General features: G+C 69.1%; 23 protein-coding genes and 1 pseudogene. 12 read left to right on the plus strand and 12 right to left on the minus strand.

The window, feature by feature from the left end; all coding sequences use genetic code 11:
- Nucleotides 1-539 precede the first annotated feature (539 nt).
- The 8 genes from ACF08W_RS34555 to ACF08W_RS34590 form a co-directional block, all read right to left on the minus strand.
- Complete coding sequence (locus tag ACF08W_RS34555; protein ID WP_392281716.1) at nucleotides 540-908, minus strand: hypothetical protein; 369 nt, start codon at nucleotides 906-908, stop codon at nucleotides 540-542.
- Nucleotides 909-1,027: 119 nt separating this feature from the next.
- Entirely contained in the window at nucleotides 1,028-1,504 is a 477-nt protein-coding gene (locus ACF08W_RS34560) for a transcriptional regulator (protein ID WP_392281717.1), read from the minus strand.
- Between the two features lie 53 nt (nucleotides 1,505-1,557).
- Nucleotides 1,558-2,001 carry a hypothetical protein gene (locus ACF08W_RS34565; protein ID WP_392281718.1) on the minus strand — a complete coding sequence of 148 codons (444 nt, stop codon included), beginning with the start codon at nucleotides 1,999-2,001 and terminating at the stop codon, nucleotides 1,558-1,560.
- 284 nt (nucleotides 2,002-2,285) lie between these two features.
- Nucleotides 2,286-2,483 (minus strand): hypothetical protein, encoded by a 198-nt coding sequence (locus tag ACF08W_RS34570; protein WP_392281719.1) that lies wholly within the window; start codon nucleotides 2,481-2,483, stop codon nucleotides 2,286-2,288.
- 31 nt (nucleotides 2,484-2,514) lie between these two features.
- Entirely contained in the window at nucleotides 2,515-2,934 is a 420-nt protein-coding gene (locus ACF08W_RS34575; protein WP_392281720.1) for an NUDIX domain-containing protein, read from the minus strand.
- A 79-nt stretch (nucleotides 2,935-3,013) separates the two neighbouring features.
- Nucleotides 3,014-3,475, minus strand: a complete 462-nt coding sequence (locus ACF08W_RS34580) for a hypothetical protein (protein ID WP_392281721.1) — start codon at nucleotides 3,473-3,475, stop codon at nucleotides 3,014-3,016.
- A 118-nt stretch (nucleotides 3,476-3,593) separates the two neighbouring features.
- Complete coding sequence (locus tag ACF08W_RS34585; protein ID WP_392281722.1) at nucleotides 3,594-3,962, minus strand: hypothetical protein; 369 nt, start codon at nucleotides 3,960-3,962, stop codon at nucleotides 3,594-3,596.
- On the minus strand, nucleotides 3,959-4,744 hold the full coding sequence (locus ACF08W_RS34590) for a ParA family protein (protein WP_392281723.1): 786 nt from the start codon (nucleotides 4,742-4,744) through the stop codon (nucleotides 3,959-3,961). The genes ACF08W_RS34585 and ACF08W_RS34590 overlap by 4 nt, the downstream gene beginning before the upstream one ends.
- Nucleotides 4,745-4,878: 134 nt before the next feature.
- Here ACF08W_RS34590 and ACF08W_RS34595 point away from each other — a divergent pair, with 134 nt between their 5' ends.
- Complete coding sequence (locus ACF08W_RS34595; protein WP_392281724.1) at nucleotides 4,879-5,313, plus strand: hypothetical protein; 435 nt, start codon at nucleotides 4,879-4,881, stop codon at nucleotides 5,311-5,313.
- Nucleotides 5,314-5,371: 58 nt separating this feature from the next.
- Here the strand turns inward: ACF08W_RS34595 and ACF08W_RS34600 are convergent, their stop codons facing one another.
- The 3 genes from ACF08W_RS34600 to ACF08W_RS34610 form a co-directional block, all read right to left on the minus strand.
- Entirely contained in the window at nucleotides 5,372-5,902 is a 531-nt protein-coding gene (locus tag ACF08W_RS34600) for a hypothetical protein (RefSeq protein ID WP_392281725.1), read from the minus strand.
- 3 nt (nucleotides 5,903-5,905) lie between these two features.
- On the minus strand, nucleotides 5,906-9,541 hold the full coding sequence (locus ACF08W_RS34605; RefSeq protein WP_392281726.1) for a DUF927 domain-containing protein: 3,636 nt from the start codon (nucleotides 9,539-9,541) through the stop codon (nucleotides 5,906-5,908).
- A 294-nt stretch (nucleotides 9,542-9,835) separates the two neighbouring features.
- A complete protein-coding gene (locus ACF08W_RS34610) occupies nucleotides 9,836-10,585 on the minus strand; it encodes a GntR family transcriptional regulator (protein ID WP_392281727.1) in 750 nt (249 codons plus the stop codon).
- Nucleotides 10,586-10,835: 250 nt separating this feature from the next.
- On the opposite strand from ACF08W_RS34610, the gene ACF08W_RS34615 reads away from it, so the two are divergent.
- The 11 genes and pseudogenes from ACF08W_RS34615 (at nucleotide 10,836) to ACF08W_RS34665 (ending at nucleotide 18,150) form a co-directional block, all read left to right on the plus strand.
- Nucleotides 10,836-11,225 carry a hypothetical protein gene (locus ACF08W_RS34615; RefSeq protein ID WP_392281728.1) on the plus strand — a complete coding sequence of 130 codons (390 nt, stop codon included), beginning with the start codon at nucleotides 10,836-10,838 and terminating at the stop codon, nucleotides 11,223-11,225.
- A 91-nt stretch (nucleotides 11,226-11,316) separates the two neighbouring features.
- Nucleotides 11,317-11,628, plus strand: coding sequence for a hypothetical protein (locus tag ACF08W_RS34620; RefSeq protein WP_392281729.1), 312 nt, complete (start codon nucleotides 11,317-11,319; stop codon nucleotides 11,626-11,628).
- Nucleotides 11,628-11,813 (plus strand): pRL2-8, encoded by a 186-nt coding sequence (locus ACF08W_RS34625; RefSeq protein ID WP_392281730.1) that lies wholly within the window; start codon nucleotides 11,628-11,630, stop codon nucleotides 11,811-11,813. The genes ACF08W_RS34620 and ACF08W_RS34625 overlap by 1 nt, the downstream gene beginning before the upstream one ends.
- A gap of 155 nt (nucleotides 11,814-11,968) precedes the next feature.
- Nucleotides 11,969-12,289, plus strand: coding sequence for a hypothetical protein (locus ACF08W_RS34630; protein WP_392281731.1), 321 nt, complete (start codon nucleotides 11,969-11,971; stop codon nucleotides 12,287-12,289).
- Entirely contained in the window at nucleotides 12,289-12,519 is a 231-nt protein-coding gene (locus ACF08W_RS34635; protein WP_392281732.1) for a hypothetical protein, read from the plus strand. The genes ACF08W_RS34630 and ACF08W_RS34635 overlap by 1 nt, the downstream gene beginning before the upstream one ends.
- A gap of 94 nt (nucleotides 12,520-12,613) precedes the next feature.
- The gene (locus ACF08W_RS34640; RefSeq protein WP_392281733.1) at nucleotides 12,614-12,997 is read left to right on the plus strand and encodes an RRQRL motif-containing zinc-binding protein; all 384 of its coding nucleotides are present in this window, start codon (nucleotides 12,614-12,616) and stop codon (nucleotides 12,995-12,997) included.
- 11 nt (nucleotides 12,998-13,008) lie between these two features.
- On the plus strand, nucleotides 13,009-13,329 hold the full coding sequence (locus ACF08W_RS34645) for a hypothetical protein (protein ID WP_392281734.1): 321 nt from the start codon (nucleotides 13,009-13,011) through the stop codon (nucleotides 13,327-13,329).
- 3 nt (nucleotides 13,330-13,332) lie between these two features.
- Nucleotides 13,333-13,704, plus strand: a complete 372-nt coding sequence (locus tag ACF08W_RS34650) for a hypothetical protein (RefSeq protein ID WP_392281735.1) — start codon at nucleotides 13,333-13,335, stop codon at nucleotides 13,702-13,704.
- Nucleotides 13,705-13,780: 76 nt separating this feature from the next.
- Nucleotides 13,781-14,125, plus strand: a pseudogene (locus tag ACF08W_RS34655) (hypothetical protein); the annotation flags it as partial.
- A gap of 444 nt (nucleotides 14,126-14,569) precedes the next feature.
- Complete coding sequence (locus ACF08W_RS34660) at nucleotides 14,570-15,607, plus strand: conjugal transfer protein (RefSeq protein ID WP_392281736.1); 1,038 nt, start codon at nucleotides 14,570-14,572, stop codon at nucleotides 15,605-15,607.
- Between the two features lie 95 nt (nucleotides 15,608-15,702).
- The gene (locus ACF08W_RS34665) at nucleotides 15,703-18,150 is read left to right on the plus strand and encodes a hypothetical protein (RefSeq protein ID WP_392281737.1); all 2,448 of its coding nucleotides are present in this window, start codon (nucleotides 15,703-15,705) and stop codon (nucleotides 18,148-18,150) included.
- Nucleotides 18,151-18,227: 77 nt separating this feature from the next.
- On the opposite strand, the gene ACF08W_RS34670 is transcribed toward ACF08W_RS34665, so the two are convergent.
- Nucleotides 18,228-18,576, minus strand: a 349-nt coding sequence (locus ACF08W_RS34670; RefSeq protein WP_392281738.1) for a hypothetical protein, incomplete at its 5' end; no start/stop codon positions are given.

The following is an 18,576-nucleotide window of genomic DNA, read 5'->3' on the forward strand; positions in this document are numbered from 1 at the left end:
CTCACAGCCGGGCACTATTTGGCGCGATGCGCCAATAGGGCTCGGTTGTTTTCTCCGAAGGAGAAAAGGGCCAAATTCGCGAAGCGAATGCCACCGAAACTCAGGGGTTTCTTAAGAGAATTCCGGATGAATCTCTTGGGGTGAGTGTGATTCATCCCAAGGGGGACCGTTTTGAGAATTCATGTTTAGTGAATTCGGGAATTAGGGGTTTATCCCTGTTTCATTTGCTGCGGGAGGCGCCCCGGTCCGGCTTCCTGGTCCGTATGGGCGACGCTGGTACTACGAACGGCGCCAGCGCCTAGAGGGGAGCCAAAACTCGGGGGGCACGGGGGGCACGGGGGGCACGGGGTGGATAACCGCAGGTCAGGAGGGTTTGCCCCGTGCCCCCCGGCGTGAGCGTGCCCCCTCCCGAGTTCGGGGGGCACGGGGGGGCGGGTTCGGGGGCACGGGGTGGATAACCGCAGGTCAGGAGGGTTTGCCTCGTCCCCCCCGGCGTGAGCGTGCCCCCTCCCGAGTTCGGGGGGCACGCCAGGAGCTGGTCAGTTTGTTGCTTGGTCCAGGGCGGCGCAGGTGGCGGCGAATGCGAGCACTCGCTCCTCGGCGGATACGAGCGAGGTGAGGCCGCGGGGGTCGCCGGCGGCCGCGCGCCGGACGGCTGCGCGTACGCGGGAAGAAGGGCCCAGGGTGGTGAGGACGAGCTCGGCCGCGATCTGTGCCCGGCCGGGCTCGGGCTTTGTCCCGTACCGGGCTGCCAGGCCCGAGCAGAGGGCACGGTCTAGGGCGTCGTATGCCGGGTGGAGGTGTCCTTGGGCGCCGATCGTGGCGAGGAGGGTGTCGAAGAAGTTCTGGAGGGAGGGTAGGTCGCCGGTGGCGCACAGTCGAACCAGGGTGGCTGAGGGGGTGGTCATGCCGGGTCAACGGTGGTGGCGTGTGAGGGGGCACGGGGCCCGGCGGTGGGGAGAGCGCCAGCGCGGTAGGCGCTGCCCCCCTGTCAGGGGGCAGCGCCTACCGGTCCGGGATGTGGGTGTCAGGTGGTCGCGATGATGAGTGAGGCGATGCCGAGCCAGAGGGTGTGCCAGCTTTGGTCCAGGGCGTAGGCCCCGGTTCCGAGGGTGGCGGCTGGGGTGCCCGCGACCGTGACCGGGTGGGCCGGGTGGGTCGGTGTGCCGAGGCTGTAGAACTCGGCCTTCCCGCAGGTCTGGGCGAGTTTCGCCAGGGTGGTGCGACGATCGGCCCAGTAGTGCGAAGCGGCGTCCAGGCCGAGGCCGAGGGTCAGGCCAAGGGCGGTCACGGTGAGGTCGAGAATGAGGAGGGAGGGGATCAGGGCCAGGGCTTTGGTCAGGGTGAGGCCCAGGATGTGTCGGCCGCAGGCGAGGCGGCCAGCCCTGCCAGGCAGGCCCTTGGTGGCAGCTTGGCAGGAGGACTGGACCCAGTGGTCCCCGACTGAGTGTCCGATGTGCAGGGTGATGAACGTGGTGGCGAAGAGGGTGGCAGTGTCGGGCATGCTGGCCTTCTCCCTTCTCGAGTGGGTTTGGTGGGGGCTGATCCTTGGCGGGTTTACTGGTCGGTGGCGGGCATGTGGACGTCGCCATGGAAGGTGCCGCCCTCGATCCCGCGGTTTTCGCCGCCGTAGGTGCCGCCGGTGATGGAGCCGCTCTGGCGACGGCCGCTCTCGTACATGCGGCGGACGCTGGACTGCTTCTCGGGGGCGTCCAGGATGGCTGCTGCGATCTTGCGCCAGGACAGGCCGTGGATGTCGCGGAGTTGGACGACCTGGGAGGCCGCCCGGCGCTCCAGCAGCCGGGCAAGGGTCGCGGTGTGCTGGGCCTGGGTCAGGATCTGGTCCGGGGTGCCGTGCAGGACCGGCTGCCCCAGGGACTGAAGCGCGTCGGCGAGCTGGTCGCTCTCGACGGCGCGGTCCAGGTAGCCCTGGAGGTCGTCGTCTGCGGTCCAGGTGATCTGTGCTGTGCGGCCGGAGGTCTTGGTGACGGTGACGGACATGGTGGGCCCCTCCTGAAGGTCGGTGTGCGCTTTGTGCACTAAGAAGAGGATGGCATAGGCGTGCGCATTGCGCAAGCCTCTTTGTGACGTCACGACGCCGCAACGCCACGACACCATAAAGGGTCCGGCCGCAACAGGGTGTACGGGGTATGGGCGACGGTGTTTCCGCAGGTCAGGGGCGCAACGCTGCCTGTGTTGCAGTGCCTGTTGCAGTGCAGACTTTTCTCCCGCAGGGCACAGAAAAGGGCCCGTCCGTGGACGAGCCCTTCTGGTTGGTCGGGTGACTAGTGGATCTTCCCGTCCGTCGTGACCCTGGAGCCGATGACTCGGGCGCCGGGGACCTGCTTCAGCGCGTACCGCTCCGCGTTCTTCCGGACCTCTCGTGCGGGCATGCCCGGGCGTCCGGCGGTGTCGTGCCAGATGGTGATCATGTCGCCGCCGTCAGAGAGGTTGACCTGAGCGCTGTAGTACTGGATGCCCATGGGGGTGGTCCTTCCTGGTGTGGTGACGTGATCAGAGGGTGTTCGCCGCGGCGGCGATGATGTCGGCGTGGTCGAAGGCGAGCTGTCCCGGCATGGCGTCCAGAGGCCACCACTCGGCTCGGCGTGCGTCGTCTCCGGCGGTGGTCGACATGCCCGGCCGGACGACGGCGAGGTAGGCGTGGGTGACGTAGTGGCCTCGGGGGTCTCGGCCGGGGGTGCCCCAGGTGCCGATGTGGCGGAGGTCGGCGGCCGGGACCAGGAGCCCGGTCTCCTCGCGCAGCTCGCGCCCGGCAGCTTCCAGCGGGGTCTCGCCGGTGTCGACGTGCCCGCCGGGCAGGGCCCAGTGGCCCGGGTAGGGGGCGTAGCTGCGCTCGATCAGCAGGATGTTGCGGTCGGTGTCGACGATCACGATGTCGGCGGTGTGGCGGGTGGCCTGGGAGGTCTCGGTCATGATGGTGGTCTCCTGTCTCGTGTCTTGGGCGGGAGTGGACGGGGTGGCCGGCGCCTGGCAGTGGCGGCCACCCCATCCGTCAGTCCCCCGGCGTCGTGCCGGTGGTGGCCCAGATCTCCATGGGGCTGGGCGGGGTGTCCTGGAGGGTGTCTCGGCGGTATTGGGCGGTGGACCGGGAGGCGACGCCCATCGCGCGGGCGAGGCCGCCGACGCTGCCGCCGCTGTTGGTGTGGGCGCGGACGGCGGCGTCGCGGATGCCCTGGAGGCGGGGCATGAGCCGCTGGTCCAGGTCCGCGATGGCGGTGGCCCAGGTGGCGGGGGTGGCTTCCCGTGTGGGGCGGGCGTCGGGGTGTGCGTCCTGGTCGGCCGGGACCTGCCCGGTGCGGAGGATCGCCAGGGCCCACAGCGCGCCGCTCATGGCGTCGGCCAGGGGGCCGAGTTCGCCGCCGATGGCGCGTGCCTCCTGGGGGGTGAGGCTGATGACGACGTCGGTGCCGCCGGTGATGGAGGCCTCGGGGCCTTCGCGGAAGTTGATGTCCATGCAGAGCTCTCCTTCCCTTGCGGGTTGGTGTACGGAAGTCCGTACATCCATGACTGTACGGACTTCCGTACAGGATGGCAAGGGAAGGGGAGCATCCGCATGGCGCTTCGGGGCAGCCTCAGCGCAGCCGCCGCAGCAGCGCACGCTTGGTCGGCTCGTGCTCCTGAGCCAGCCGGATCAGCTCCCTGAAAACCTCGGCTTTGTCCAGCGTCCGCCGCCCGGCGTCCTCCCTCAGCTCCAACACGAAGAAGTCGACCGCCGCGGCCTCCTCGGGGTCGAACCGGATCGTCGTCGGCACGGCGTCGGCAGCTGCGGGCGGCGGGCGCCGGCCACCGCGGGTCCGCCCGGCTGCGGCCGGCGCCCGGAGGCGCGGGGTCGCTTCGGGCTCCGCGGCCTCCCCGACCTTGAGACGGTCGGTGCTTGGAGTGAGGATCGGAGGGGCGAGCGGGGATGTGGCCGCAGGGATGTTGGCCTTACGGCGGGTCATGCGGGTACCTCCTTCATGAGTCGTTCGGCCAGGAGCTCGAACGCGGCCCGGGACGGGCCGCTCCTGGGGACCTGGTCCAGGGGGAGAGCCTGTCCGTCGGCGTAGGCGATGACCGCCCGTTGGGGGATCACGCCCCAGACTGCGTCCCCGAAGATTTCGCGAACCCCGGCGACCTGGTCGCGCTGGTCAGGGACTCGCTGGTCGTACTCCCCGACGATGATCCCGAGGAACTCCAGGTCGGGGTTGGCGAGGTCGATCCCGGCATCCGCGACGAAGTCCCGGTACTTGACGGCCCCGCCGATGCAATCGTGCTCGCACTCGGTGCTGGCGACGGCGTAGTGGGCCGCGGCCAGCGCCATCTGGGTCAGGTGACCGAAGGACGGCTGACAGTCGATCAGCAGGTAGTCCAGGTGGTCGTCGGCGCCGTGCAGGGCTTTGGCGAACCGGCGGTAGGCGCCGCGCTGTCCGGCTTCCAGCGCGCGGTCTTCCAGGGTGTGGCGGGCGGGCAGCAGGGTGATGCGGTCGGCGTACTCGGTCTGCCAGCCGATCGGGTGCCAGACCTGGGCGGCGACGCCCTCGGCGTTCGCCGCGATCGCTTCCGACACCGTGAGTTTGCTGGGGTCGTCCTTGTACCCGAGCCGCCGTGATGCGTTGCCCTGGGGGTCCATTTCGGCGACACCGACTACCTTCCCCGCCTTTGCCAGGGCCTCGGCGAGACGGACGGTGTGGGTGGACTTCTTGGCCCCGCCTTTGTTGTTGCCGATTGCGATGCGTCGTGCCATCGGGCCTCCTCGTAGTGGTGACAGCAGGGTATGCCTTGGTGGCGTCACGATTGCATGGCGCCACATATGCAGAAAGGCGGCCCGGTTCGACCAAGTGGGCACGGCCACGGGCGGACACCACCTACGGTGGCCCCATGACTGCCAAGCCGCTGATGACCCAGGCTCAGATGACCCGCGCTCTTGAGTACGTGGTCGCAGCCCACGACTCGGACCGCGACGCGATGGACCGGCTCGAAGCGGTCGGCCATCCGCCGATGCGCTACCTCCTGGCGGACCTGATGCGACTCCTGGTGCGGAGCGTCGCGGTCGCGGAGGAGCAGACAGGAGAGGAAGCGGGCCGCCGCGATCATGCTGCGGCCCTCGAAGACACGCTCATTCGCGCGCTGGAGATGTGGGCCGAGAGCGCCCAGCCTGACGTCGCGGACGAGCCCGTGCCCGATTACCACCATGCGTCAGCAGGGCTCGCGGCCGTGGTCATCGACTACGTCATGCTCGTGCTGGACGGAGACCCTGGGGACTTGACCGGCCGTCTCCAGCCGTTCAGGGACGCATGGGCGGATCTCCCCTGATCCATGGCATGGGGGAGGGCCCGCACCACATGGTGCGGGCCCTCCCCCATGCCATGGATCAGTAGGTCACTGAGTAGACCCCCGACCGGTCCATGTTGATCAGGTGGCCGGGGATCCCGTAGGCGTCGGCGATGAGCGGGATCGCGATGCCGTACTTCGGCCCATCCTCGGCCTCCATCGCATCGATGAACTCCCTGACATCGGCCCCGTGGAGGGTCCCGGACATGGTCCCTTCCCACTCGGTGTCCGAGATCACCCAGATCCCGCTGGCCGAGACGTGAAGGAAGGGCGGGTACTCACGTGGCGGAGCGGGCGGGGGCCCGGCGACGCCTTCGTCGACTTCCTCAGGGGCGGGGGTCTCCTCCCGCTCCTCCCGCTCCGGCTGCTCTTCGGGCTGTTCGGCCATGCCCTTCTTCGCCCGGCCGAACAGACGGGCAAAGAGTCCAGGCTTCGACTCCCGTACGGGCTCCGGGGCGGGGGCGGGTTCCCGTACCGGCTCCGGAGCTGGTGCGGGAGCCGGGCTCTCCGGAGGTGCTGCTGCGGGTTCCTCGGTCTTCTTCCCGAGCCCGAACTTCCACCACTTGGCCATGGGTCACTTCCCTCGCTCGGACAGGTACCGGTCCAGCGCGCCATGTGCGCCGGTCTTGTGGGTGGGGTCGTCCAGGAGCGGAAGGAGCTCGGCCATGGGTGCCTGCCCCTCGATGCTCCAGGTGCCGCCTGCGGAGCCGATCTGCATGGACGCGGGCCGTGCCTGCGTGGGGTCGGCGGAGTCGCTCACGTAGGTAGCGGCGTCCACGTAGACACTGAGCGGGAGTCGTCCGTCCTCATTGGCGAACTTGGCCAGGTTCCGGTACAGGTTCGCGGTCGCGTGGGCCATCAGCATGTGAGCCCAGTCGGGACGGAAGTAGACGTCCTTCTGCCAGTCACCGCCGGTGGCGTGGTCGGTCTTGTGCTCCTTGCGGCTCAGGTAGCCACGGAACGACTGGTAGATCCGGCCGTGCACCTGCTTCGCCCACTTTCCGCCCGGCCGTCCTTCCTCCATCGCGGCCACGATCCGGTTGCGACTGGTTGCCATCAGCTTGTACATCCCGGACAGGGCAGCGCGGGACGTCTCCCAGTGCCACGACTCCAGCACCTTCGGAGTCCACGTCGGGTAGGTCTCCATCAGGAGTTCCACGCTCGGCGTCGGCAGCCAGTACCCGCCGCCTTCGACCTCACGGAACTGGAACTGAGGCAGGCCCTCCGGGCCGGTGCCGGGGACGTCGGCCAGCCGCCAGTACCCGGCGTGCGCCTTCGTGAATTGGGTCCCTTCACCGCCGTGGGTCGGCTCGCCGATGCCGAGCTTCGTCGGCCCGTACGCGGCGAGCCACGCCGCGGTCTTGTCGTACCGGTGGAGCCAGCCGCCCGCCCGCTCGGCAGGCGTCGGCTCGCGGTGCCACTGCTGCGGGACCATCAGCGGCACGGTGCGCAATCCCTGGGCGGCCGGGGGCACGGCTCCGTCCCGGATGGCTTGGCACAGGACCTCGGTCCGGCCCTTTCCGCCGGCGAAGTCCTCGCCGGTCTGGTTCGGGCCCTGGAAGTAGGGCACGACCTTGGGCCGCTCGCTCGGGCCGTGCAGCGTGGACATCAGATAGACCATCAGCGCGTCCAGCAGGACCTCCGGTGTCTCGGCCCCGCCCCAGCCGCCCCGGCCGGGCTGCTTCGCCTTGTCGAACCGGTGCTCGTAGGCGGGCACAGCCACGGTCACCCGCTGATCCTGCGCGTTCTCGTCGACCAGGATCAACGTCATCCACGCGGTGAGCCCGGCCGGGCGTACTGCGGCGACAGGAGATCCAGGAGACGGCACTACCCATGGGTGGGCCACCGGGTTCATTGCCCCAGGGGCGGGCACGGGGTCCTCGGGGCTGAGCCCCCGCTCCGCGCGGGCCTGGGCGGTGCCGAGGACCCGCCGCTCCTCGAAGGTCGGCAGACCCATGGAGGCCAGAGCGTCCTGATGGACCCACAGGGTCTTGAGCCCGTACGCGGCTACCAGGGCGGGGACGTCGTCGACGCTGCGGGGCACCGCTACCTTCACCGGCTCGCGGTTGGGCAGATGCAGGACGCCGTCGCCCAGCACACCGAACCTGGTCGCGGACAGGGTGCGCCCCGTCGCCCGTGAGGCCAGGGCGGCGAACGCCTTGTCCTCCACGAGCTCGGCGGCCCTCGGGAACACGATCCGGGGCGGAGCAGTGGGCCGGGGCGGAGCTTGAACCGGGCTGGTGACGTCATGAAGTCGCGGCGCCGCGACACCAGGAGCCACCGGCCCGAAGGGCTCCTCCCCGGAGCCAGTGTCACTCTCCATAGAGAAGTCGAAGAGCCAAGGGGTCGCCCCGGTCGCCCCGGTCGCCCCGGTGCAGGTCAGAGCGTTGCTTTCCGGGGCGACCCCGGTCGCCCCAGGGTCGCCCTGGGGGGTCGCCCCACCCGGGAACTCGTCACTAAAGACGTTGTTGGGGCCACCCTCGGAGTCGTCGTCAGGGGAGAGGATTTCAGCGGCCCTGAGCGTGTTGAAGCAGTGCATCCGCTCGCCCAGCCCGGCTTTCCGGATCGACTGGGGAAGCTTCCTCTGAGCGTTCTTGCCAGTACCCCGGATGTGGATCTGAAGGGTGTCCAGGGCCTGAAGTGCTGCCGTGAGGTTGTCGACCCCGGCCTGGACGGCGGCTTCCTGAACGACGGGATTGACGACCCACCACTCGCCGGTCTCGGGGTTGAGGAACCCCCGCAGCCGCCGGAACCCTTCCTCGGCTGCGGCGGGCAACTTGTCGATGTCGGGGAACGCGCTCTTCTCGATACGGAGGGAGTCAAGGGCGGACCACAGCTTCTCGTGGTCCGGTACGTTCGCTTCGTCGGCACGGACGATCGCCTCCGTCAGCCGGGCCGCGGCCTCCTTCTCGGCCGCCACGCCGATCTCGGGGACGCCGATGGCTTCCCCGAGCATGTAGGCGCCGACGACCCACACCATGTGCAGCTCGGCGATCGTGGCGGCGATTCCGCCGGACGCCGGCCGGTGCTTCGCGCACAGCTCCAGGTGACGTTCCTTGATCCGGCGGAGGTTCTCGGTGCGGAACATTCCCTTGCGGATGGCCCATTCCAGCGGCCAGCCGCCGTACCCCTTCGCGAGCCGCTTGAGCCGCTTGGACACGTGCTCGGCACCCTTGTGCCCCGCGGGCGCCGGACTTCCATCGGCCAGCAGCATCTTGTCCGGGAAGAAAGGGGCCTGGAACTCCTGCAACCGGGTCGCCAGATCCTCGGTCTGACCCTCGTGCTTCAGCGGCTCGTTCGAGGAGGAGACCGCGCAGGACAGCCAGAACCCGTCCGACTCGCGGGGGGCACCGTCCGCGGTGCCCATGGACCGGATCGCCCCCGCCACCATCTGGGAGATCTCCCGCGAGGACTCCTGAATCTTCCTGCCCGAGGAGGAGTGCTCATCCAGGCACAGAGGGAGGAACCCGCGCTGGCGAAGGGACTGGGTAATGCCCTGCTTCGACGCGTTCCACGTGATCATGAGCTGCTGACGGCGGGGCTTGATGTCCCCGAACGTTCCCGCACAGATCGTCAGGATCGTGGACTTGCCCTGCTGGCCGGGCCCGAAGCAGTTGACCATGTGGGCAAGGACGTCCAGCGAGTCGAGCACCGGCCCGGCGAACATCGCGCCCTGGACCAGCGCGGACTTTCCGCACTCCGTGGTCCAGTACCCGATCTCCTCCCACGCGTCGCGAGCCTCTTGCTCGGTGCCGCGGAGCATCCGATACCCGAGAGTCTGGGCGTGGGCCTCCGGGAAAACGAGGTCCCCGGCCTCGTTGTAGTAGGTCCGGGCGGGGACCTCCTCGGCCTTGTCGCCCTCCTCCCGCATGATCCGGGCGAACGCGTGCCGCTCATCGTTGCCGGTCGGCCGGCGCTGCCCGCACTTCGCGGCCCACGTGCCACGGTCCAGCTCGTCCTCGGACAGGATGCGGGGGTTCCGCTGGCGCTTCCCCCGGGCCAGGAACTCGGTTCGGATGTACTCGCCGTCGTCCGTGTAGTGCGCGATCGTCGCGGTGATCTCGGGAACGTACCCGATCACGGTCGGCGTCCCGTCCGCGTCAGGCTGGTGAAGGATCGCACGGGTGGTTTCCTGGTAGAACCACCCCTTCTTCATACCGGCGATCGCGCGGCACCCGGGCGGGACGCCGCCCCGCTCCAGGGTGCGCACGCGACCGCGCTTCGGCTTTTGCTGAGGGATGTCAGCAGACTCCTGAGTCTGCGGCTTCGGGGGCACAGCAGTCCTTTCCTGCGGCCCGCCGCGAGAGTGGCTGTTCGAGACAGCAGCCAGAGGCGGAGGAGATTTCCTCCGGCCTCTGGCTTACACTCGGCAGCAGACCTTGCGTGGTCGCCGCGTAGCCCTTCTCCGGGACTTCGACTCGCTCTCAGGCTTCGAACCCTGATTGAGAGCCCGGGTAGGGCTTGCGGCTTTTTGTGCTTTATGAGCGGGCTTTCGCCGGTGGGGTCAGCTGAGGTCCCAGGTGTAGGACAGGTCCCACAGGTGAACCGGCATGACGTGCACGGTTACCTCAACCGCGCGGCCCTCGGCGGTGCGACCGACGTGGGTCAACACGTAGACGCGGGCGTCGGCGGGCAGGCCGAGAGTCTGCTGCTCATCCTCGGACGGCACGCGGACCTGGATCGTCTCGGTGACGGACGACTGCCGCTCCTGGGTGTCGCTCATCCTGCTGATGATTCCGCCGGTGCCACTGTCGACGCTGGTCACCCCTGCGGCGGTAGCGACGTCGGCGGGGATGTAGGTGTCCGCAATCTGGACGGGTACATCGTCGGCGAACATCTGGCGGGACCGAATGGTGACCTCGTCGCCAGCTTCGATGCCCAGCAGGTGAGCCACAGTCTGGGGCGCGGGCCCCTGGGACGGCTGGGTGGTCCACCGGGGTTGCATCCCGTGCTCGCGGACCTCGGCGTCAAACGCGCCATGGGCCCCATGGGCCTCTCGGTACGTAGCGGTGTAACGGGTGGGTACCTGCCGCAGGATCGTCTTGATCGGCTGCACGATTGCCTTCTTTCCCTGGCGGATTAGGCGGCCTTCTGACATGAGCTGACCAACCGCGCTGTTCACCAGGGTCCGGGTGCTCCCGATCTCAGCGGCCAGTGCGGTTTCGGACGGCAGGGCGGTGCCGGGCTCCTGGGCCGTCACGACGGCGCGTAGGGCCGCGATGGTGCTGGACAGTGTGGGCTTCTCGCTGGTCATTGGGCCCCTCCTTGAGTGAAGAGTCGTTGGCGACTCACGTTCGATCACCACACAACGTATCACTGTGCGGCACTTTTGCCTTCTTCGGTGGCTTCATTTTTTTCATTGCGTTGCCACCGCTTGAATTGTGCCACAATCCCTGTCATGGTGGAGCCGTTCGCTAGACCAGAGCGGCCCCAGGGTCGGCGTCCTACCGCCTGCCCCAGGGCCTGAGACCACCCCGTCTACCTGCATAGAAGGGAGCGATCCTGTGTCGGATCGTAGCTACATCCAGGTGGTGACCACCTCCACGACCCGGGGCCCGCTCGACCTCATCGCGATCGAGCGGGCGGTCAACGACAGCCGCCCCGAGGGCATGACCATGGCCGAGCTGCGTGAGGCGGCCCGAATCCTGATCGCCCACGGAGCGACCGTCAGTGGCGTCGCGAAGCGCCTCCGCCTCTCCAAGGACCGCATCCGAGAGTGGTTCCCCGCCGAGCTCAGGCCGGGTGGAACCCGCAAGGGGGCCACCCAGTGCGGGACCCCGCAGGGCTACCGGCGCCACCTGGCCAAGGGAGAGAGCTGCCAGGCGTGCCGGACCGCGGCCACCCAGGCGACCTACGCCCGCCGCCGCGGCCACACGCTCGGGACGGCGGCGTGATGACCGACACCGAGCGCGCCGAGATGAAGCGGCAGCTCAAGGAACAGAACGACAACTCATCCCACGACAAGTCAGGAAAGAGGGGCTGATCATGGCGAACACGAGGAAGCTGGACCGCGAGATCGCGGCGGCGAAGAACAAGCTGGGCCGCATCCGGGCCCAGGAGTCCGCTGCTCTCCCTGCGGGAGAGCAGGCCAAGCTCGCGGGTTTGACGGGGGTGGCGTTCGCGAAGGCCCTGCGGCTGAAGTCCGCGCCGATGGCTGAGCGTGCGGCGGATCGGATCTGGAAGAGCGCGGAGGAGGACGCGGCTGCGGACGTTCGAGTCCTGGAGGCCGAGCGCCAGCGACTGGTCGACGAGGAGGCCGCTGCCCGCCGCGAGAAGAAGACGTCGGGGTGGTGGTGATGGCGAGCCAGAAGGCGCTGAACCCGCCGTCGGGCGAGTGCCGCCAGTGCTGGCAGCACGCGTACGACTCCCGCGCCCAGCACGCGCACCTGGGTCCGCGAGAGGACTGCCCGGCCTGCGTGGACCACATGCGCAACGGCCACCCGGCCGCGCTGATCGTGCCGGACGAGCGGAGGGCCTGGTGATGCACGACGAGACCGACGAGCCGATCTTCGCGAGTGACGACAACGGGATGCGCGGCGCGACCGAAGACGACGAATGAACTACCCCGTGGTGGCGTCATGGACTCACCAGCTCATGACGCCACTACACCAACCCTGACCACTCGAAAGAGGCCCTCATGTTCTCGCAGAACACCACCAACACCTGGCCCAAGGACGTCGTCGCCCGCTACCTCACGGTCGGCACGGCCACCGTCGACCTGACCTACGGAAGCCGCTACTACGCCACCGACAACGGGATCGGCGAGACCCGAAACCACACGACCAGCTGCTGCACGGGATGCGGGGCCATCCAGGAGTTCAGCCACTGGCGGGTCATCCAGCGCTTCACGTTCGACGACAAGGTCCGCGACGTGGAAGCGGCCGACCAGGCGGCCCGGGAGTGGGCGCAGGAGCACGCCGGGATGTGCCGCGCGATGGCCCGCCCGGACGGCATCTGATGCGGGCGCTCGTCACGCTCCCGGTGCTGGCAGTCCTGGCGTGGGCGAAGCCGATCGGCGCGTTCCTGGTCGCGACCGGGCTCCTGGCGCTGGCCGCGATGCCGGGCAGGGCGCCGATCGGGCCGGGGCTCCTGGTGCTGGTCATCGCGATGCTCGCGTCCGCTGCCGTGGCCCTCGCAGTCGCCCTTCCGTACCTGCCGGACACCCCGGCGCCCCGCCACACCCAGTAAGGCCCGGACCCCTGTCGTAGTGGTGTCGTGACGCCACAAACTTACGCCGCCACGACACCACCGCACTATCACTGACCAGCGAAGGAGGCCCCCGATGCGGTTCTACGACCCGACCGGCGACCGGTACGGCATCCCGACCTACCCCCGCCGCCTCGCCCCCGAGGGACTCGCCACCCGGCGCCAGCTCCGCGCCCAGGGCCTCCGCCCCGCCGGACAGGCCATCGCCGCCCAGATCCTCTGGCACGGCCGCCGCGACCAGACCACCGGCACCCGCATCGTCCGGGCCGCCTACCTGTACCGCATCGACCGCGCCGCCCCCGTCCGGCCGATGACCCCCGCCCGCCAACGAGCAGTCGACGCCATGCTCCGGGCCCGCCGGACCTGTCCGGTCTGCGCTATCACCTACCCCTACACCATCCCGACGTCCCTGGGCTGCTGCCCCGGATGCGACGCCGCTCCCGCCGCGACCGCGGCCTGAAAGGACACGTCATGCCCCTGCCCGCGTGGCTCCAGACCAAGATCGGCAGCGTTGAGCGCACGGCCGAGCCCCCGCCCGTTCTGGCGCGCTACCTCACGGTGGCCGGCGCCCCCGTCGCCATCCGCTCGATCGGCTGCGACGCGAGCGGAGACGCCGTGAGCGTGACCGTCGCGGAGTGCGGAGGCTGCCCGGCCGCGGAGTACTGGCCCTGGGCCGACTCCTACTGGGCCGACCCCGCCGGGGAGGACGAGGACCTCTGGTCCGAGACCGAGGCCAGGACCTGGGCCCAGACCCACGCCGAGACCTGCCGCGCGCTGCCGATGGAGGGCTGACCGATGAGTGATCTCCAGCCGTTCATCCCGCACCAGACCCCCGCCCCGATGGAGGTTCCGCCCGGCGTGATGGTGGCGTACACCCCGCAGGGCCAGCCGGTCTACGTCCCGCAGACCGCCCAGCCGCCCGTCGTCGTCCAGATGCCCACGACCCCGATCCCGCCGTGGCTCCGCAACGCCTTGTTGGTCGCGGTGGGGCTGCTGATCCTGTGCACCCCGGCGACCGTGCTCCTGGTCGTCGCCGCGCCGGCCGTTCTCGCGATGGGCCAGTCCCTCGCGTACGGCGGGATCGGGATCGGGATCGGCGTCATCGCCGTCGCCGCCGGGATCAAGGCACTGCGCGAGACGCCCAAGCAGCACAAGCCCAAGAAGTAGTCCCACCTGCGCCAGCCGTCTGGTGACGCCACGGACCCGCGAGTCCGTGGCGTCACGAACCCGAAAGGACCATCCCATGCAGCACATCGAGACCCTCCCCGAGTTCCGGACCGTCACCCTCTGCGGGTCCACCCGGTTCATGACCGAGATGGCCGAACAGGACCGCATCCTCACCACGGAGGGCTGGATCGTCCTCAAGCCGTCGTGCGACCTCAAGAGCGACCACCACCTGTGGCCGGACCCTGCCGCCAAGGAGCGACTCAAGACCGAGCTGGACCACCTGCACCGCGCCAAGATCCGCCGGGCCGACCTCGTGTTCATCGTCGGCGACTACATCGGCGACAGCACCCGCAGCGAGATCGCCTACGCCCGGCAGCTCGGCAAGCCGGTCGCGTTCACCCACCCGGACATCGACCCGGACCTCTCGGCCGAGAGCAGCGACCCCGTGCGCATGTACGTGGCTGGGGTCTACTTCTACTGCCTGGACTGCGCGCCGCTCATGGCCGCCTCGGAGCCGTCCGGCATCCGGCAGTCCCGCATGCCGCTCGCCGCGAAGTACGACTGCGACCGCTGCGGCCGGCGCATCCCCCGGACCACCGCACCGTGACCGCCTACCGGCTGCCGGACGGGCGCCAGATCACCGGCGCCCTCACCATCCGGTGCGGGCACCGCCCGGCCGCCAAGTACGAGTGCCTCGTGTGCGAGACGACCCAGGTTGTGACCGGGGAGGGGCTCCTGGAGTTCATTCGTACGGTCCGCGCCACCCACCCGGCCACGTGCCCGGGTGTCCCCCAGAAAACGCTTGATGCATCCGTGGCGGCGTGACGCCGTGACGTCACAAGAGACAAAGGAAGGCAGTTCAGACATGGAGAAGAGGAAGCTCGGGTGGGCGAAGAAGGCCCTCCTCGGGATCACCGCAGCCGTCATGGTCGGCATCGGCATCCTCGGCGGGGTCGGCACCTACTCCAACCTCAGCCACAAGTACGGCGGGGAGACCGCCCTTGGCGCGCTGGCCGCCGGTGAAGGCGCGACCGCGGTCCTGGCGCTGGTGATGCTGGTGACCACAGTGTTCGGCCGCTCCGCCCCCCGGATCGTCCGGCTCGGCCTGTGGGCACTGCCCGCCGCCGCCGCGACCATGGGTGCCACCGCCGCCCAGGGGACCGGACAGACCATCGTCTACGCCCTGACACCGATGGCGATCACCGCTGCTGCGGAGAGCGTGGGCTACCTCGCCCGGCTCGCGGTCGTCCACGTCGATGGCCACGACGCGGAGGCGGAGGCCCGGTCCGCCACTCTCGTCCGGGACCTGGCCTACCACCAGGCACGGGCCGCCGCCCACCCGGAGAAGCGGACGCGGACCCGGTCGGCGAAGAAGGCATGGCGGCTCGCGGCGAAGGTCGGCACGGGTGACGCGACCCTGGGGGCAGCGCTGCTGGACGTCCAGCGGGAGAAGCTGACACAGGGGGCGACCGTGGCGCTGGAGCGGATGTTCGCCCCGATCGCCTCCGCCTCCGCGCCCGCGCTCTCCGCAGGATCCGCCCAGGGCACCCCCGCCCTCCCTCCTGCGTCCGCTGGTGACGCCACGACGCCGGGAGACCACGAGCCCACCATCCGCCCGGACAGCGCCGAGTATCCGCCCCACGCCGCCCCTGACCAGGCAGAAGAGACCGAAAGCGTCCGCCCGAATCTGAAGGTCATCCAGGGCGAGAAGAAGCGCACCACGTCCATCGCGGCAGACGTCCGGGACATGGTCACCGCCGGGATCGAGGACGTCCGGGTCATCGCGGAAGCGATCGCCACGAGGCACGGCCGAGACGCCGAAGACCCGACCTTCCGCTCCACAGTGACCCGCACGTTCCGCGCCGCCCGAGCCGACGTCGCCTCGGCCACCGCCACGGACTAGCCGAGCCCACACCTCCACCACCCCCGCCGGACCCCCGGCACCAGACCTTGAGTCCCGCCCGGCCCCGGGCGGGACTCCTACCCCAAGGGGACCCCGTGCTGAGCATCTCGTCCGCCGCCATCGCCGTCGCCGCCGCCTCCGGCCCGTCCACCCCCGTAGGCACCACCGGAGGCATCGGAGGGGGCACCGCCCTCCTCCTGTCCGTGACGGCCTGGGCCATCGTCAAGTGGCGCCGCACCAGCTCCCCGGAGTCCCGCACACTCGCCCAGTCCCTCGGCGCCATCGTCAAGGCCACCAAGAGCACCATCACCGCCGCCAAGGGCGTCGGCGGGGCCGTACGCGCCGTCGCCCGGTTCGTCGCGGGACGGGAACTGGACGGCCGGCCGACCAGTACCGCGACCCTCTGGCAGCCGGGCGTCCGCACGCGACCCAAGCGTCGCCCGACCGACCAGGAAGCCGCCATGGCGGCCGTCGCCGCGGCCCCGCCCAAGGTGAGCCTGGTCAAGAAGAGGCGGCGCGGGGCGCGCCCCTGGGCCCGGCACACCGCCGGGTGGGTCAAGGGGTACCAGGGGCGCGGGGCGCGAGCCCTGGACCGCGCCGTCCGCGTCGCGCTGGCCACCGCCCGGGTGACCGGCCGCGCGGCACGCGGCACGCAGCACGCGTACCGGGTGCTCGGCGCGTGGGGCTGCTGGCCGTACGCAGCCCGCGGCCTCGCGCGCATCGCGGGCGTATCGCTCGTGGTCGCGCAGATCGTCCCGGCCTGGACCACGGAAGGCTGGGCAGTCGCCGGAGCGGCCGCCGTGCCCTGCGTCGCCCTCGCGCGCCGCACCCGGCCCGGACGACTCTCCGACGACGCGGTGTACGGGCCCCGCATCTGGGCCGTCCTCCAGGCCGACCTGAAGCTGGGCGAGGAGGAGCAGCGCGAGCACTGGCTGAAGCTGTCCGACGACCTGCGCGCCCCCGACGCCCGGATCGCCATCCGGCTGCCCTGGACGTGGAGGGGCACCGACCACGAGCGCCAGGAGCTGGCGAACCTCATCGACTCCCGGGTGCCGGGCGACTGGCAGGGCCGGCACTTCCTCAAGAACGACGAGTACTCGGCGATCTACACCCACAAGCCGCCGTCTCCGCCCCCGGCCCCCGAGCCCGAGTGCCCGGACCGGGTGGACCTCTCCGACCCCCGGATTCAAGAGGCGCTGGCCGCTCTCGGGCCCGAGGAGTTCCTCCTCGGTGTGGACGCGCACGGTGAACTCGTGATTCGGAAGATGTCCGGAGAGCTGTCGCACTGGGCCTTCTCGGTCGGATCCGGCGGAGGGAAGTCGACGACCCTCCAGTGGCTCGCTGTCCAGATGGTCATGAAGTCCGGAACCATTGTGGGAATCGACCCGAAGCTCATCAGTCTCAAGCCTCTGGAGGGAATTCCCGGGGTTCACCTGTACAAGGATCCAGACAATGCGATTGACATGCGTCGCGGTCTGGAATGGGCGGCCGATGTCACTGCGGCGCGATTCTTTGAAATTGAGCAGGGGACGGAGACCGAATTCCCGCCGCTGTACATCTTCCTGGAGGAAAGCAACGAGCTCAGTGGGCTCCTCCGGGCGGTCTGGAATCGAATTCGAATCAAGACCGGGGATGAAAAGGAGCAGGCGGCTGATCCGATTTGGGAGGACGTCGTCGCGTACATGCTCCGGTTCGGTCGGGCCGCGAACGTCCACTTGATTGCGGTGTTCCAGGATTTCAAGGACAACCAATTCGGTGGGACGTCGCTCCAGCCTCTTTTCCGGCTCAAGATTCTCGGGAACTACGACGTGCGGCAATGGGAGCGAATCACCGGTCTGAACAAGACGGTAATGCCCCCGAACGTCGAAAAGGCCGGGCGTATGGCCATGGTTAGCGAGGGGAGGCCGATCACCTACCAGACGCCGTACCTTTTCGTTCCCACGGGGGAAGGTGACGAAAAGCGCCCCGCCACCGAAACCGAATCGATCGAGCTCTATAACCAGTACTACCGGGACCTGCGCGAGCGCTTCGGCTACAGCGACCGCGGCCTTTACACCGAGCCGCCGGCCGTCAGCCCCCGGGGCGTCCCGAAGCTCCTCAGGGGCCGGGTGGAGCCCCTGTCACGCGACACGGGCACCAACGGCCCGATCGGGGCTCCTGAGGGGGGTCTCATGTACGAAACCGCAGGTCACGGTGTCACACACCAGGGTGGCGTGACAGGCGATGTGACGGCCCCGCGTGACAGGCTCAGGCTCATCCCCGGGCAGGGCGCCCCCGAGGCCGCTGAGGACCCCCTGGAGGCCCCCAGGCTCCTCACGATCGCCGAGATCGCCCGCGAGATGCAGGCCTGCGGCTACGAGATCGAAGCGAGCCTGATCCGCCAGCACAAGCGGCGCAGGGAAACCACTGGATTTCCGACCGGAATCGAGATGGACGGCACCGAGAAGTTCACGCTGGGCCAGCTCATCACGTTCTACGAGCAGCGTGGACTCACGAAGCGAGAGGAAAGCAAGGAAGGAGCCGATCAGGGCGACGCGGTCTGACCTGGAAAAACGCGATAGGCCCCCTCTCCGGAGGGGGCCTATTTGCATGTTCGGGACTCCCTCTGATACCTTCCTAATCATTCCAAAAAACGACCAGAAAGGGGACAGATAATGCCGGAAGAAACCCCGGATATCTTCGCCCAGAAACCCGAGAATGCGACGGAAGCGCAAATCCGCGCCGCCCTGAGAATTGCACAGGATGCGGCACGCGGAAAGCGATGGAAAACAGTTCTACAGGTCTCGGAATGGGCATCCAAGGCCGCGAGCGAAAAAGCAAAAAATGAGGCCTGAGCGCGAAGCGCGAGGAATTTAATTCGCCGCCCGAATATGTCACCAATTCGGGCGGCGAAAGCCGCCGAGCGCGAAGCGCGAGGAATTCGGATTCGCTCTAGAATTGCATCGCAATTCTTTATGCCCGGCTGGGCT

The sequence above is a fragment of the Streptomyces sp. NPDC015144 genome (assembly GCF_043079735.1).
GTDB lineage: Bacteria > Actinomycetota > Actinomycetes > Streptomycetales > Streptomycetaceae > Streptomyces.